The organism is Streptomyces sp. NPDC107522 (genome assembly GCF_055657525.1).
The window spans coordinates 121,506-136,077 of record NZ_JBVKAU010000003.1; the positions used below are offsets into that span (position 1 = coordinate 121,506).

At 69.1% G+C, this 14,572-nt stretch carries 13 protein-coding genes and 1 pseudogene; 7 read left to right on the forward strand and 7 right to left on the reverse strand.

The window, feature by feature from the left end; genetic code table 11:
- Positions 1-66: 66 nt before the first annotated feature.
- Together ACZ7L6_RS10570 and ACZ7L6_RS10575 are read right to left on the reverse strand one after the other, a co-directional pair.
- Positions 67-1,926 (reverse strand): ATP-binding protein, encoded by a 1,860-nt coding sequence (locus ACZ7L6_RS10570; RefSeq protein WP_471922025.1) that lies wholly within the window; start codon positions 1,924-1,926, stop codon positions 67-69.
- Positions 1,923-3,137, reverse strand: coding sequence for a DNA double-strand break repair nuclease NurA (locus ACZ7L6_RS10575; RefSeq protein WP_471922027.1), 1,215 nt, complete (start codon positions 3,135-3,137; stop codon positions 1,923-1,925). Before ACZ7L6_RS10575 ends, ACZ7L6_RS10570 begins: the two co-directional genes overlap by 4 nt.
- Before the next feature lie 854 nt (positions 3,138-3,991).
- Between ACZ7L6_RS10575 and ACZ7L6_RS10580 the strand changes: the two genes are divergently transcribed.
- The gene (locus ACZ7L6_RS10580) at positions 3,992-5,215 is read left to right on the forward strand and encodes a cytochrome P450 (RefSeq protein WP_471922030.1); all 1,224 of its coding nucleotides are present in this window, start codon (positions 3,992-3,994) and stop codon (positions 5,213-5,215) included.
- 223 nt (positions 5,216-5,438) lie between these two features.
- Here the strand turns inward: ACZ7L6_RS10580 and ACZ7L6_RS10585 are convergent, their stop codons facing one another.
- Both ACZ7L6_RS10585 and ACZ7L6_RS10590 read right to left on the reverse strand, forming a co-directional pair.
- Positions 5,439-5,633 (reverse strand): hypothetical protein, encoded by a 195-nt coding sequence (locus ACZ7L6_RS10585; protein WP_471922032.1) that lies wholly within the window; start codon positions 5,631-5,633, stop codon positions 5,439-5,441.
- Positions 5,634-5,808: 175 nt separating this feature from the next.
- On the reverse strand, positions 5,809-6,321 hold the full coding sequence (locus ACZ7L6_RS10590; RefSeq protein ID WP_471922035.1) for an ATP-binding protein: 513 nt from the start codon (positions 6,319-6,321) through the stop codon (positions 5,809-5,811).
- Between the two features lie 263 nt (positions 6,322-6,584).
- Between ACZ7L6_RS10590 and ACZ7L6_RS10595 the strand changes: the two genes are divergently transcribed.
- Together ACZ7L6_RS10595 and ACZ7L6_RS10600 are read left to right on the forward strand one after the other, a co-directional pair.
- The gene (locus ACZ7L6_RS10595) at positions 6,585-6,815 is read left to right on the forward strand and encodes a DUF397 domain-containing protein (RefSeq protein WP_471922037.1); all 231 of its coding nucleotides are present in this window, start codon (positions 6,585-6,587) and stop codon (positions 6,813-6,815) included.
- A gap of 157 nt (positions 6,816-6,972) precedes the next feature.
- Positions 6,973-7,893, forward strand: coding sequence for a helix-turn-helix domain-containing protein (locus ACZ7L6_RS10600; RefSeq protein WP_471922040.1), 921 nt, complete (start codon positions 6,973-6,975; stop codon positions 7,891-7,893).
- Here the strand turns inward: ACZ7L6_RS10600 and ACZ7L6_RS10605 are convergent, their stop codons facing one another.
- The gene (locus ACZ7L6_RS10605) at positions 7,894-8,712 is read right to left on the reverse strand and encodes an SAM-dependent methyltransferase (protein WP_471922042.1); all 819 of its coding nucleotides are present in this window, start codon (positions 8,710-8,712) and stop codon (positions 7,894-7,896) included.
- A gap of 188 nt (positions 8,713-8,900) precedes the next feature.
- Here ACZ7L6_RS10605 and ACZ7L6_RS10610 point away from each other — a divergent pair, with 188 nt between their 5' ends.
- Together ACZ7L6_RS10610 and ACZ7L6_RS10615 are read left to right on the forward strand one after the other, a co-directional pair.
- Positions 8,901-9,653: a thioesterase II family protein gene (locus tag ACZ7L6_RS10610; protein WP_471922045.1), complete on the forward strand. Its 753-nt coding sequence runs from the start codon at positions 8,901-8,903 to the stop codon at positions 9,651-9,653.
- 103 nt (positions 9,654-9,756) lie between these two features.
- Positions 9,757-11,010, forward strand: a pseudogene (locus ACZ7L6_RS10615) (beta-ketoacyl-[acyl-carrier-protein] synthase family protein); the annotation flags it as partial.
- A 102-nt stretch (positions 11,011-11,112) separates the two neighbouring features.
- On the opposite strand, the gene ku reads toward ACZ7L6_RS10615, so the two are convergent.
- Complete coding sequence (gene ku / locus ACZ7L6_RS10620; RefSeq protein ID WP_471922047.1) at positions 11,113-12,141, reverse strand: non-homologous end joining protein Ku; 1,029 nt, start codon at positions 12,139-12,141, stop codon at positions 11,113-11,115.
- 81 nt (positions 12,142-12,222) lie between these two features.
- Between ku and ligD the strand changes: the two genes are divergently transcribed.
- Complete coding sequence (gene ligD / locus ACZ7L6_RS10625; protein ID WP_471922049.1) at positions 12,223-13,104, forward strand: non-homologous end-joining DNA ligase; 882 nt, start codon at positions 12,223-12,225, stop codon at positions 13,102-13,104.
- A gap of 16 nt (positions 13,105-13,120) precedes the next feature.
- Here the strand turns inward: ligD and ACZ7L6_RS10630 are convergent, their stop codons facing one another.
- Positions 13,121-13,927, reverse strand: a complete 807-nt coding sequence (locus ACZ7L6_RS10630) for a nuclease-related domain-containing protein (RefSeq protein ID WP_471922050.1) — start codon at positions 13,925-13,927, stop codon at positions 13,121-13,123.
- 114 nt (positions 13,928-14,041) lie between these two features.
- Here ACZ7L6_RS10630 and ACZ7L6_RS10635 point away from each other — a divergent pair, with 114 nt between their 5' ends.
- On the forward strand, positions 14,042-14,548 hold the full coding sequence (locus ACZ7L6_RS10635; RefSeq protein WP_471922053.1) for a protein-tyrosine phosphatase family protein: 507 nt from the start codon (positions 14,042-14,044) through the stop codon (positions 14,546-14,548).
- The last annotated feature ends 24 nt before the right edge of the window (positions 14,549-14,572 follow it).

The window sequence follows — 14,572 nt, forward strand, 5'->3', positions numbered from 1 at the left end:
GGCAGCGTGCCACCTTGCCAACCGGTCGACGCCGCAACGATGTCGCTCGCCATGCGATCCCTTCAGTCACGCTGTGTGAAGACGCTGCGACCGTGCGGGCCGCATCTGTACAAAGACGGGGTTGCGCAGGGTAGGACCGGTCATCAGGCACTGTCCCGGAGCGAGTGCCGGAACTGTGCCCCACAGGGCTTCATGGACGCCGCCGGTGCTCTGCTGGACAGGAGCCAGGTTCGCAGACGACTTGAGCTGATGGACGAACCTGGTATTGGCCAGTTCAAAAAGCTCGTCAGGTACGTGGCCCGGTTGCTGTGACACCAAGGTGAGCCCCATCCAGCGCTTTCGTCCTCGCCGGCTGATGATCTGAAGCTGGTCCAGAACCGCTCGCATCCTGGACAAGGAAGCGCGAGAGACAAATGTGTGCACTTCTTCGATCACCAGGAGAACCGGCGGTCGCGCCATGCCTCCTGGCAGGCGGTGCCCCTTGGGTACCGCGCAGACGACGTCGAAGAGCGCCTGCAGCAGGTAGGAGATCGCGATGTTCCGAGCGGCGTCGTTGGTCTCGCTCACGTCGAGGACGGACAGACGGCCGGGCACCAGCAGGTCGTACACGCTGAGGTAAGGCGTCTTCTCGGTCCGGCGCCAGTCGAGCATGTCGGACTGGCCCAGTTGATAAAGCTTGCTGCGCAGCGTGCGGGCTGCGGCCTTGTCGTACGACATGAGGTTGGAGCCCAGAAGGGGGATGTTCCCGTTCTGGTCCTCGCGCAGTCCGTCGACAAGATCGCCGAGGGTATACCGGGAAGGACGGTCGTCGTCGGCAGGTGGACTGGCCAGCGATCCCCAGGCGGACGGGGGGCGCTGCTGCCGCTGCGCAAGAAAGTCGGCTCGCTCGGTGATCAGTCCCCACATCCTGCTCTGTGCCTCGGTGAACTCCAAGATGTTCGACAGCACTTGATCCGGAATGCGGCTGATCGGGATCTTGAAGATTTCAGGCGCCGGGTGGTCCGTGAGGCCGGCATTGGGCACATAGACTCGGAAGTCCTGCACGCCCTCAGGCCGCTCACCACGTTCAGCAAGCAGAGCGCAGAGACGGGGATCACGGCAGGGCTGGTCCATGGCGATGTACTCGCCCTCGACATCCACGGCAACGACTGCCCACCCTTGCCGTACCGCCTCCTCCATCAGCACTTGCGTACTGTTGGATTTTCCAGAGCCGACAGTGCCGAAGATGCCGATGTTCCGCGGCAGCAGGCCTTTCTCCCGAGAGTCCAGTTGGACAGCCACCTCGTCGTAGCCGAGCAAGGTGCCCATCTGCAGATCACCTTCCAGACCGAGCATCCGTCGCAGTCGGTCCGGTGGGTAGAGGTATGTACGTGCATAGGGGCGAGGGCGGCTGCTGGTCGGCAGGACGGCTTCGTCGGCAGTTACTTCGCCCAGGATTTCTATTGTTCCGCTCGCGTAGTAGGCAGGACGGAACTGCGTCCGTTCCGGATTGAGCAGTGTCGTGCGGGTGATCGCCGACTCCGCCGCCACCTCGTGTGGGATGTGGAATGGCCCTTCAACCACTCGGCCAAGGAACGTCTTGCCCTGATCCGCGTCCTCGATTCCCACGTAGGCGTCACGGGCGAACACATGCCGAAACTCATGGCGCACCATGAGGTCGCTGCTCGTGTTGGCGGCACCATTCCCGTCGAAGGCGATGAACCCGAGCGTCACCAAGTCGCCCTGGACTGCCTGCCCTGCCCGCAGGGCTGAAGTCACACTCTCCGCAGAGGAAAGCATGTCGGCATCCGGGCCACCATGCCTTGGTAGAGCCGCTTCGGCCGACTCCTTTGCCGCCGCCTCAGGCATCAGACCGTGGTCTGGACTGTCCGGGCGCGCGGCCCCGAGCCTACCCGGGTGTTCGGGAAAGGGAAGCTGGTCGCTCATGCGCGAGTCCTCCGCGGATCAAGGTCGGTGATTCCGTCTTGAACGCCCAGTTCCATCAGACGGGTCTCGACGAATCCCCTGAACTCGGACCCTTTGAACATTCGGCGTGCCACCGCATCGGCCAGGTCGAGATGAAAGGGGAATCCACGCACCGCCGAACCCGTTTGTTCAAGCCCAATACCCGTGGTCCAGAGGGCATCGGCCAGAAAAAGCGACACCGCCTGGGGAATCCGCCGATGATGACATTCCATTAGATACGGGCGAGGTCCGGCCTTGATGAGAACAATGGCCACCTCTGGCCCGACCTTCTCTATAAACTTCCTGAAACGGCTACGGTCGGCAGTGTTGAACCCGGCGCGCGCCGTTCCGGTAGATTGGTCTCCGTCGAGGAAACGTGTCAGGTCCTCGGCGAGGCTTCGGACCACGATGTACTCCCCGGGCTCGAGCAAGACCGCCGCGTTCAGGATCTCCAGGTCCTCTGGCCCTTCACTGACCGCAATAAATCGACCATCAGCGATGTAGTCCCCAACCAGGTCGAAGACAGGCGGAAGATTGCGTTCTGGCATTCCGACACCCGTGCGGAGTTCGTACGGCACCAGCTCGCCATGGATCATGCGCCAGTCCGCCGGATGCTTCCACAACTGCTGCCGTTCGCCCAGCAACATCAGTGCACGAGACGCGAGATTTGATGCACCGTGAGTCTTGCGCAGATTTTCGAAAAACTCTCTCGCGGAAGCGCCTTCTGCGGTGAAGTCGTGCTCGAAGACCCGGGTTACGACCTTGAACGACCCCCCCGTGTTCGTCACGATCGCGACTCCGACCTGAACTTTCGTTCCGGAGAGCAGAGGGACGGCCGCGATCGTGCCATCCGCCGCTGCCACGGTCTGCGTAGAAAGCAGAGTCGTCGCGGCTTTCAGATCATCATGCGTGGGCCGGCAGATTGCCTCTCGTATGTCGGGACGCTCCCTGAGGATTTCAGTCCTCAGGTCATGGCGGCGCTCATGCGCGTGGCGCACCGCCGTGTCAACGCGTTCCCTGAGCCTGTCCAGATGAGTTTCGAGATCGGTCCACGGTGCCACAGCAAGGATGTCCGCCAGCGACCGCACGTTCTGGTTCCGCCGAGGCGTGCCCGCGAATGGTGCGGCACCCGACCCCACGCCCGACATGAGGATCCTCCTCACCCCGTCCTTCAAGTGAGGGTAGAGCGCCATGAGCGTTTTGTGACCAGGGCGTCGCCGTGGGCTGAGGAGCGGACGGCGAGGCTACGAAGATCGGCACCGGTCCGGTCCTGTGAGTCCACGGCCTGAACCGCTTTCAGGGCGTTATTGGCTCGGGACTGTGTCGGCGCACGCTTCTACTGGTCAGCTTACGTTTTGCTTGATCACGCAAAACGTCACGCGCCGCACCACGCTCTGGACTGCCGCAGGAGCGCTCGTGCTCACCACCCCGGCGGACGCGCACGCCACCGCGATCGGTCAACGCCCGTGCGAGGCGGGTCTTCTTGTTCACGCGCGGGAGTTCGGCGAGTTCGGCGACCGCCGAGCCCGTCCCCGGCGAAGGCGGCACCAGCCGAACCCCTCCCTCAACCGCTACCATCACGCAAATCCTCAGGTCAGCGCCCCGCGCACGACCAGCCATGTGTTGTGGCTCCAGCCCAGGACTCGAACCTGCGGCCAAGCGACATCGGCCTACCGACTCAACCCGACGACCGTCTGGATCACCAACTGCCCGCCCCCGACCGGCGGCTCCCCCCGTTCCCATGTTCTGGGTCCCCCGCCGGGGGCACTTCGGTTGAAGTGTCTGACGACCCCGCCATCAGCGCATTTGCTGAGTGCGGGGTCTTGTCGCGTGTGCAGGCAGGGTGAGGCCCCCGCGGCCCCATGGCAGCGATCATGCGGTGGCCGCGTAGCACTCCACGTGATCGAGAGGCTCCGAGGTCGTCTTGAGGTGCGTGCAGAGGTCGGGGGCAGCCGAGCGATGACGTGCGCTATCACCCCGGCCTGAGGTGCGGGCGGAAAACCGACAATGCGATGGAAGTGCTCCCCCGCACCGCTAGCTTGGGCCGATGCAAACCCACGCGTCGCCCGCGTCCCTGCTGTCTGCGCTGAGGCCCCGGACCCAGGATCGGCTCTACGACTTCTACAAGGAGCTGCGGAGCACCGACGACCTCTTCTGGGACCGCCGTCTGGACGCCTGGATCGCGACCAGTCATGCCGTGGTCAGCAGCACTGCCGGTGACCCTCGGTTCTCCTCGGTGCGCTATCCCGACATCGAGGCCGTCTCCGAGGAACTACGGCCGCTGGCCCGGGTCCTCAGCCGGCAGATGCTCTACAGCGACGCCCCTGACCACCCCCGTCTGCGGGCCCTGTTGAGCAGAGCCTTCACTCCCCGGGCAGTGGCGGCGCTGCGCGACCGGATCTCCGAGGCCGTCGAGCAGATCATCACCCGCGCGGCGCCGACCGGACGGATGGACATCGTCGCGGACCTTGCCGAGCCCCTGCCGCTGAACGTCATCTGCGATCTCCTCGGTGTGCCGGAGCAGGACCGGCCCGCCCTGTCCTCCTGGTCCGACCCGATCGCCGCGGCCATCGGCAGTTCCCGGCTCGACGCGGACGACAGCCGTGCCGCCTCCCAGAGCATGGAACGCACGCTCGCCTACCTGCGGGAACTCCTCACCAGCCGCGACACCCCGCCCGCGCCCCACACCCTGCGCGCACTCCTGACCACGCGGGCCGAGAGCACCGACCAGGACTTCGACGAGCTCCTCGCCAACTGTGCCCTGCTCCTGATCGCCGGCCACGAGACCACCACCCACTTCATCGGCAACGCCGCTCTCGCCCTGCTGCGCCACCCGCAGGCAGCCGACGAGCTGCGCCGCCGGACCGACCTGATCCCCGCCGCCGTCGAGGAACTCCTGCGCTACGACAGCCCGGTGCAACTGATGCTGCGCCGGGCGCGGCACGACCTGGAGCTGGCCGGCCGCACCATCGCCGCCGGGCAGGTGGTGCTCCTTGTGTGCGGCGCCGCCAACCGGGATCCGGCCGTGTTCCCCGACCCGGACGTGCTGGACTTCCAGCGGCCCGGTGGACGGCACGTCGCCTTCGGGTACGGGCCCCATTTCTGCCTCGGCGCGGCGCTGGCCCGGCTGGAGGGCGCCGTCGTCCTCGAAGCGCTCCTGACCCGGCTCCCCGACCTGAGGCTCGACGGCGCCGCGCCGCAGTGGCAGCGCAGCCTCAACTTCCGCGGGCTGACCGGCCTGGACGTCGCCTTCACGCCCGTCTTCGCGTGATCACGGCAGCGGGCCGCAGGCCATACTGATCCACGGCCGGCCGAGCGGGACATGGTCCGGCTTCAGCGAAACGCGGGCGCCTGTTCCAGCTGCCTGCGCCACCCGGGGACGGCCTCCGCCCGCTACGGGCCGGCCACCCGCAGCATCCTCATCGCGCTCTCATTCACGCTGGGCCTCGTCACCCGCGCGGGAAGGGCGGCCTGATCCGCCCACAACCGCCCGCTCACCCGAAGTCGGACGTACGCTCCTGCCCCGTCGGCCCGTCCCAGTTGTGCGGCTCCCCGCCGCTGAGCAGCTCCGCTGCCTGGTTCTGCGTGTGTGCGGCCGCCATCTGGGCCTCCGCCACGACGTCTCCGCGTTCACGCACCAGGTCCTCGTAGATCGGTGGGTGATCGTTTCCGGCGGTACTGCGCGTCACAGTGCCGATCCTTCCGCTGGTTGTTGCCGTAAGGCCCTGTCGAGCCGGACAGGTGCCCTGCCCGGCCCACAAATTCAACACAGCCGAAGGATCGTATTTGGGGAGGAAACGTAGCCCCGATGCGCCCATCGTGAAAATGTCCCGTGGGTGCCGGGGCCCGAGGGTGGTCGGCGGATCAGACCTGGTGGTCGGTCGGGAGCATCGCCCAGACCGTCTTGCCCATGGGCTGCCGGCGGGTCCAGCCCCAGTGCTCGGACAGGGCGTCGATGATGCGCAGTCCGCGACCGTGCTCGTCGAGGTCGAGGGGGTCGCTGGTGTGCGGGTACACGGGTGGGCTGTCGCTCGGGTCGGTGACGGCGCAGACGAGGTGGGCGGGGCGGCGCAGGCTGAGCTTCAGCCAGATCTCGGCCTCGCCGTGGGCGGCAGCGGAGGAGAGGTGCGCCGCGGAGTGCCGTACGCCGTGCTGTACGGCGTTGGCGGCCAGTTCGGTGACCACCATGAGGGCGTCGGCGCTGCAGTGGTCGAGTGCCCAGTCGCCGAGGGTGCGGCGGACGAAGTCGCGGGCCTGACCGCATTCCCGTTCGGCGCCGGTGAGCCGCAGGGCGGCCGAGCGGGGCGGGATGCGCGGGGGTTCGGGCCTGGCGACAGGGCGTCGGTCCGGGGTGCCGGGGAGCGCTTCCGGCGTCACGGCCAACCCCGCAGGTGGCGCGGCGCTACCGGGCACTCGAAGCCCTTCGTACGCAGGTAAGGACACAACGTCTCCCTGATACATGGTCAGGACGAGGCGGCTGCGCAGCAGTTGACGCCACGCACTATTATCCACGCCGACGGCGTCTCCGTGCAATTTCACGGGAAATTGCGCGAGCGGTGTCGACCCTGAGCACGTGGTGCGGTCCGGGCCCCTGGGGCGGCGGGGCGTGCGCGTGGCGGAACGTGAGCAAGGAGAGTGCAGTGCCAACAGCACAGAACGGCGTACGGGCAAGCTCGTTGGGCGTCCGCTGGATCAAGAGCCGGCACAGCAATGCCGAGGGCAACTGCGTCGAGGTGGCCTCCCTGGGCGACGGCAGTGTCGCGATGCGCAACTCCCGCCACCCCGACGGGCCGGCCCTCGTCTACACACCGGCCGAGATCGCCGCCTTCCTGGCGGGCGCCAAGGAGGGGGAGTTCGACCACCTGGTGTGACCCGAACCCGGACTCCGAGGGCTATACGACTCCTACGCGGAGTCAGAAGCCTGCCGGGAAGCGGAAGTTGAGTTCTCTACTTCCCGCGGTTTCGGCGGCATGAGGCGGCGGGATGCGATAATGCGGTCTGTCGTATGCCGGTCTACCGGGAGTCAGGATGTCCGCCGAGTCACCTCGCATCTCCCGCCTCGAGCCGTATCTGAGCCGCACCGAACCCGCGCCGACCCTGCTCAAGATGCTGGTCGGCGTCCAACTGGCGGGTATCCGCGAGGACGTCGGTCTCTCCCAGGACCAGGCGGCGCGTGCCGTGGGGTTCAGTCCGGCGAAGCTGTCGCGCATCGAGGCGGGCAAGGGCCGTCGGCCGCCCACGGAGGCCGACGTGCGCGCCTTGCTGGAGCATTACCGTGCCGATGACTACGAGGCCTCGGTTCTGCTGCAGTTGCTGCGGCGTGCCGGTGAGCCGGGATGGTGGCAGCGGTACGACAAGCGGCTGATGCCGGAGTGGTTCGACCGGCTGGTCGGGCTGCAGGAGGCCGCCACGGCCATCCGTACCTTTGAACTCCAGTACATCCCGGGCCTGTTGCAGACCGAGGCCTACACCCGTGCCGTGGTGGAGCGCGGGCTGCCGACCGCGCCGGCCCGTGAAGTCCAGCGGCGGGTGGAGCTGCGGATGCGCCGGCGGGAGCTGCTGCACCGCCAGGATCCGCCCCGGCTGTGGGCGATCGTCGACGAGTCGGTGCTGCTGCGGGTGCTGGGCAGCCGCGAGGTGATGCGCGAGCAGCTCGAGTACCTGGAGGAGATGGCCCGGCTCCCCCATGTGACGGTGCAGATCGTCCCGCTGGACGTCACCAACGCCTCGGCGCCCGCCATCCCCGTCACGTATCTGCGCTTCGGCGGCGTCGATCTGCCCGACATCGTCTATCTGGAGCACATCAAGAGCGCCGCCTTCCTGGAGGACCAGGACGAGACGGAGGAGTACCGGATCGCCCTGGACCGGCTGGGCGACGAGGCCCTCGACCCGCGCGAGTCGCTCAAGCGGCTGCGCGAGACGAAGGCCCGTTACGCGCCTGCTCCCTGACTACCGGAGCCGGCCCACACCGCCGAACTCGATCCACTCCTGGGTGGCCTGGCGGGGCGCGACCTCGGTGTCCGGCCGCCATGTGGAGACCTCCACCAGCCCCGGCTCCAGGACGTCCAACCCCTCGAACAACTGGGCGACGTCCTTTTCCTCGCGCACCCGGCCCCAGTGCCCCTGGGTGGCCTGGTCCATGAAGTTGGTGACGAAGTCGCGGACCTCGGGGTCTTCGCTGACCAACTGGCACATCACCATGTAGCTGCCGGGCACGAGCCGTCCGGCCACGCGGCGGGCCACGGCGAGGGGGCCGTCGGTCTCGCTGTCGGGGATGCAGTGGAACACCGAGTTGAACAGCACCGCCACCGGCTGCGAGAAGTCGATCAGGCGCTTGGTGTCGGCGTGCGAGAAGATGCCGTCGGTGTCGCGCATGTCGGCGTGGATGACGGCGGTGTTCTCGTTCTGCTCCAGCAGGGCGCGGCCGTGGACCAGGACCATCGGGTCGTTGTCGACGTACACCACGCGCGAGGAGGGGTCGATGGCCTGCGCGACCTGGTGGACGTTGTTCTGGGTGGGCAGGCCGGAACCGTGGTCGAGGAACTGCCGGATGCCGTAGTCCTCGGCCAGCGTCCGGACCACCCGCTGCAGGAAGCGCCGGTTGTTCAGCGCGAGGGCGCGGGTGCTGGGGACGACCTTGTCCAACTGTTCGCAGGCGGCGCGGTCGGACGCGTAGTTGTCCTTGCCGCCGAGGTAGTAGTCGTACATGCGCGCGGCTGTCGGGACCGTGGCATCGATCGACGTGGACAGCTGCTTTCCAGGTTCCATGGTTCCCCCCAGGGGCAGGCCGGCCGAGGAGATCACCTCGCCGACAACACATCCTAGGGAGGCGGAAGTTGGTGGGGCCAGTCCATCGGTCAACCGTCGGATGATTGCCACCCTTGCCGGGTGACACAGGCACCCACCGATCCGGCCACCCCCTCGAACCGATGACCGACCACACTGAAGGACATGTCATGCCCGTCTTGGACATACGGACCCGATGGTTCAGGGGCGTGCGCGCGCCCGACGCGAAGATCCGGCTGGTGTGCTTCCCGCACGCGGGCGGCGCGGCGAGTCACTTCCACGGCTGGGCGACGCTGACCCCGCCGGAGATCGAGGTCATGGGGGTGCAGTACCCGGGCCGCCAGGACCGCCTGGCCGACCCGTGCCCGGCCACGATGGCGGAACTGGCGGACGCGATCACGCAGGCGCTGTTGCACGAGACGGCCGATGACCTGCCGTTGGCGCTCTTCGGCCACAGCATGGGCTCGTCCGTGGCGTACGAGGTGGCCCGCCGCCTGGAGGACGTCCCCGGCCGCACCCTCGCCCGCCTGTTCGTGTCGAGCCGGGCCAGGCCCCGCACCCCGCAGGAGCAGGCGCCCCGCCCGGCCCCGACCGACAGCGAGATCCTGGCCCGCGTCCGCCAGTTGGACCCCGAGGGCGCCGCCGTCTACGACCACCCCGAACTGCGGCCCATGATCATGCCGGCGCTGCGGGCGGACTTCCGTCTCCTGGCCGCGTACCGCCCGGCTCGCCTGCACCGGCTGGGGATCCCGGTCACGGCGTGCGGAGGCGACCGTGACCCCGCCTGCCCGCCGGACGACCTCTCGTCCTGGTCGGACGTCACGACGAAGGGGCTGGACATCGAGGTCTTCGAAGGGGGCCACTTCTATCTCGGTCCGCGGAAAGAGGAGTTGCTGGCTCTCATCACCGCACAACTGGCATGAGACGACGTGTCGAACGGACGTGCAGGACAGGGGAAATCTGGGCATGTTTCCCTTTCAACTTCAACGACCGTAAGGGGCATGCCAGATGAGCGACGCCGCCGTGTCCGCGCCCCGCAGGGTCGTCGTCACCGGACTCGGGGCCGTCACGCCGCTGGGCGCCGGGGTCGGGGCGTTGTGGCAGGGGCTGCTGGACGGGCGGCACGGGATACGGGAGTTGGAAGGGGCGGAGTTCGACGGGTTACCGGTGCGGATCGCCGGAGTGGTCCCCGAGGATCCCGCACGGCTGCTGCCCCGGCCGGTGGCACGGCGGATGAACCGGGCGGCGCAGATGGGCGTACTGGCCGCGCGGGAGGCATGGGCCGACGCCGGGTTCACCGAGGGCGGTACCCGGGAGAGCGGGGTCGATCCGGAGCGGGTGGGGGTGAGTCTCGGGGCCATCCTCGGCGACGCGTCCGTGCTGGTGGGCGGGGACCGGAGGCTGCGGGACAAGGGACCTCGGGCCGTCTCACCGCTCACCACCCCGATGACCGTGCCCTCGCAGGCCGCGTCCCAGGTCTCCCTCGATCTGCACATCACCGGCGAGGCCCGGACCGTGACGAGCGCGTGCGCGTCGGGGACCGAGGCCATAGGGCAGGCGATCGACCGCATACGGTACGGGCGCATCGACGTCGCTCTGGCGGGCGGCGCCGAAGCCGTCGTCACGCCGGCGATCATGGCGTCCTTCGCCGCGATGCGGGCGCTGGCCGACGAGGACCTCGCCGACGGCTCGCCGTCCCGGCCCTTCGCCAAGGACCGGGGCGGGTTCGTCAACGGCGAGGGCGCCGGCATCCTCGTCCTGGAGGCCGAGGAGCACGCCCGGGCCCGTGGAGCGCGGATCTACTGCGAGGCCGCCGGATGGGGCCTCTCCGCCGACGCCCACCACATGGCCGCCCCCGACCCGTCCGGCAACGGGGTCGCCCTCGCTCTCCGCCGCGCCCTGCGGGACGCCGGCGGCCGCCCGGGGGACGTCGTCCACGTGAACGCCCACGCCACGGCGACGATCGAGGGCGACCTCGCGGAGGCAGGCGCGCTGCGCGCGGTGCTCGGGCGACGCGCGGTACCGGTCACCGCGCTCAAAGGACACCTGGGCCACCTCCAGGGCGCCGCGGGCGGCGTCGAGGCCGTGGCGGCCGTACTGACCCTGCATCACGGGGTGGTGCCGCCGACCGTGGGATGCCGGGAGGTGGACGACGCGATCGACCTGGATGTGGTGAGGGGGGCGGCGCGGGCGCTGCCGGAGGACGGGGACCTGGTGCTCAGTAATTCGTTCGGGTTCGGCGGCCACAACGCGGTACTGGCACTACGACGCCGTCGCTGAAGCGCCCCAAAGGGGCGCGGGGAACTGCGCGAGCAACCACCCACCACCCCGCACCCGCCAGACGACAGCGCCACGCAGACGCCCAGGCGCTCACAACGCCGATCAAGCCGTCCGCTTACGGGACGCCGTCTTCTTGGCGGTCGTCTTCTTCGCGGCGGTCTTCTTCGCCGCCGTCTTCTTCGCCCCCTGAGCCCCCTTCGCCGTCGACTTCTTGGCCGAGGCCGCCGTCTTCTTCGCGGCGGTCTTCTTGGACGCCGCCGTCGACTTCTTACCCCCCGCCTGCTTGGGCGCCGCCCTCGCGGTCTTGCGCTGCGGCAGGCGTCTGACCTCACCCTTCTCCTCGGCCGGCGCCTCGCCCCGGGACTCCTTGGCCGCCCGCACGCTGTTCTCCAGGGCCGCCATCAGGTCCAGGACCTTGCCACCCGCCGCCGGCTCGGGAGCCTCCGGCGGCGCCTCGCCCGCGGCCTTCGCGGCGACGACCTCCTCCAGGGCCTCGCGGTACTCGTCGTGCAGTTCGGTCAGGTCGACCTCGCCGAGGGTGTCCATCAGGGCGTCCGCGAGGTCCAGTTCCTTGTCGTTCACCGTGACCCGCGTGTCCGGCGCGACGCCCTCGGGCTCCCGCACCTCGTCCGGCCACAGCAGCCCGTGCATGGCGATGGCGTCGCCGACCACCCGCAGCATGCCCAGCCGCTCGCGGCCCCGAAGGGCGAACTTCGCGATCGCCACCTTCTGGCTCCGCTTCAGTGCCTCCCGCAGCAGCGTGTACGGCTTCGCGGCCGGCGCCCCGCCCGCCGCGAGGTAGTACGCGCTGTCCATGTGCAGCGGGTCGATACGGTCGGCCGGCACGAAGGCCACGATCTCGATCGTCTTCGCCGTCGGAAGCGGAAGGTGGGCCAGGTCCTCGTCCGTGATCGGGATGATCGTGCCGTCCGCGTCCTCGTACCCCTTGCCGATCTCCGCCTGGCTGACCTCACGGTCGTCCAGCTCGCAGACCTTGCGGTAGCGAATGCGGCCACCGTCCTCCGTGTGGATCTGACGGAAGGAGATCGAGTGGCTCTCCGTCGCGTTCACCACCTTGATCGGGATGCTGACCAGGCCGAACGAGATGGCGCCGTTCCATATGGATCGCACGTGCAGCACCCTTTCGGTCGGTTCGCGAGATTCACCGAGGTTCACCCGGACATCCACCACAATTTCTGGAATTCTCATCGTATGACGCCGATCACAGAGGTGGAGGGGCGACGGCTCGCGCTCAGCAACCTGGAGAAGGTGCTGTATCCGGCGACCGGCTTCACCAAGGGCGAGATGCTGCACTACTACGCCACCACGGCCGACGCCCTGCTGCCGCATCTGCGGGATCGGCCGCTGTCCTTCCTGCGCTATCCCGACGGCCCGGACGGCCAGGTGTTCTTCGCCAAGAACGTCCCGCCGGGCACGCCCGACTGGGTCACGACCGCCGAGGTGCCCCGTATCGAGGGACCGGCGCGGATGGTGTTCGTGCAGGACCTCGCGAGCCTCATGTGGGCCGCCAACCTGGTCACCGAGTTCCATACGCCCCAGTGGGTGATCGACGCGCCCGGCGAGGCCGACCGGCTGGTCTTCGACCTCGACCCCGGCTCGCCGGCGACCGTGGTCGAGTGCTGCGAGGTCGCGCTCTGGCTGCGCGAGCGCCTGGCGGCCGACGGCATCGAGGCGTACGCCAAGACCTCCGGCTCGAAGGGCCTGCATCTCACGGCGGCCATCCGGCCGGCCCCCTCCGAGCAGGCCACCGAGTACGCCAAGGAGCTCGCAGTGGAGGCCGAGAAGGCCATGCCCCGGCTCGTGATCCACCGGATGACCAAGAGCCTGCGCCCCGGAAAGGTCTTCGTCGACTGGAGCCAGAACGCCGCCCGCAAAACCACGGCCACGCCCTACACCCTGCGCGCCCGCCGCGAGCCCACGGTGTCCGCACCGGTCACCTGGGAGGAGGTGGAGGACTGCCGCTCCCCGAGCAGCCTGACCTTCCGCGCGCCGGACCTCGCCCCACGACTCCAGGACTACGGCGACCTACTGGCTCCGCTGCTCGACCCGAGCCGGGCGGGCACGCTGCCCTGACCGACCCAGCGCACACTCAACCGGCGGTACCCCAGACCCGCCGGTCCCGAGCCATCGCATGCAGCGCCTCCACATCCGCCGGCTTCAGCACTCCGCCCAGCCGGGCCAGCCCGTCCAGTTCGGTGTCCCTGAGGACCCGTACCTCCCGCAGCGGCCCGGGGATCGTCACGTCGGCGGGGGCGACCAGGGCGAGGACGGGGTGGACCTCGGCGGTGAGGGCGTAGGAGGCGCGGTCGGCGTCGGCGCGGACGCGGCGCAGCAGGGGGTGCGGTTCGCGGCGGCCGAGGGAGACCATCGGGTCGGCGATCGTCACCTGCTGCTTACGGGCGTACAGGGAGTGCAGCGCGAACAGGCCGCCGGGGCCGATCACCAGGTGGTGGATGCGGTCGCCGCCGGGCAGCGGGATGGAGTGCAGCGCGTGCCAGCCGGCGCCGTCCAGCCGGTCGAGGGCCTCGCCGACCGTCTGTTCGGCCGTCAGGGCCCGGCGGCGCGGGTCCGGACGCAGGCGGTGGGGCGGTCCCGGATCCCGGTCGAGGGCCACCAGGAGCGCCTCCCCGGGGCGGTTGGGCGCCAGGTCGTCGTCCGGGTGGAGGGTCAGCCGGGCCAGCTCGGCGGGGGTCGGGACCGGCGGCGGGCCCACCGTCACCGGGCCGGTGACGAAGGGGCCGAGCGCCTCCAGCACCTCGTCCCTGCGGTCCTCGCTGAGCAGGTTGATCCGTGCCGCCTCACGGTCGTACCAGGCGATGTTCCGCCCGTCCGTGAGGCAGACGTAGAGCCGTTCCTGGCCGTGCCGCCAGGTCGGTATGACGCGCAGTCCGCTCATGCACCATCACCCCACTGACCATGGGAACAGGCAGGGTGCTGCGCGGGCAAGAACCCGGTTACCTTTGAGAGGAGTTGGGCAGATCACCCGGGAAGGGTGGTTGGGGAGGCGCCGTTGCGTACCCGCAGGAAGCAACCCGACGTACCGGCTCCGGACAGCCCGTGGAGCGAGATCGTGCCCGGCCTGTGGATGGGCGGGCACGAGTTCCGGGGGCAGTCGGGGCAACTGGAGTTCGCGGTCGTCCGGGACGAGTTCGATCTCGTACAGACTCTGCTGCGGCTGCCCGGCCACGGGCCCGACCCCGGCGTCCGGCACCATGTGTGGCCGATCCCGGACGGGCCGCTGGACGGGACCCAGCTCGCGGGAGTGATACGGCTGGCCGAGGCGGCCTGCGAGGCGCTGGACGAGGGCCGCAGGGTCCTCGTCCGCTGTTACCACGGATACAACCGCTCGGGGCTCGTGATCGCCCACGCCCTGATCCGGCGGAACCACTCCGCGGAGCGGGCGATCCGGCTGATACGCTCCCGCCGCTCTCCGTGGGCGCTGCACAACGAGCTGTTCGTCGAGTACCTCCGGGCCGGCCTGCCGACGGCCCGGCTGCTGGAGGAACTCGCCGAGTAGCCGTTTCGCCCGTCCGCCCACCGG

Excerpts from the sequence above, each read along its gene's own strand:
- ACZ7L6_RS10630 (WP_471922050.1), bottom strand. The coding sequence starts at position 13,927 with ATGAGCGGACTGCGCGTCATACCGACCTGGCGGCACGGCCAGGAACGG.
- ACZ7L6_RS10605 (WP_471922042.1), bottom strand. The coding sequence starts at position 8,712 with ATGGAACCTGGAAAGCAGCTGTCCACGTCGATCGATGCCACGGTCCCG.
- ACZ7L6_RS10570 (WP_471922025.1), bottom strand. The coding sequence starts at position 1,926 with ATGAGCGACCAGCTTCCCTTTCCCGAACACCCGGGTAGGCTCGGGGCC.
- ACZ7L6_RS10580 (WP_471922030.1), top strand. The coding sequence starts at position 3,992 with ATGCAAACCCACGCGTCGCCCGCGTCCCTGCTGTCTGCGCTGAGGCCC.
- ACZ7L6_RS10600 (WP_471922040.1), top strand. The coding sequence starts at position 6,973 with ATGTCCGCCGAGTCACCTCGCATCTCCCGCCTCGAGCCGTATCTGAGC.
- ACZ7L6_RS10610 (WP_471922045.1), top strand. The coding sequence starts at position 8,901 with ATGCCCGTCTTGGACATACGGACCCGATGGTTCAGGGGCGTGCGCGCG.
- ligD (WP_471922049.1), top strand. The coding sequence starts at position 12,223 with ATGACGCCGATCACAGAGGTGGAGGGGCGACGGCTCGCGCTCAGCAAC.
- ACZ7L6_RS10575 (WP_471922027.1), bottom strand. The coding sequence starts at position 3,137 with ATGGCGCTCTACCCTCACTTGAAGGACGGGGTGAGGAGGATCCTCATG.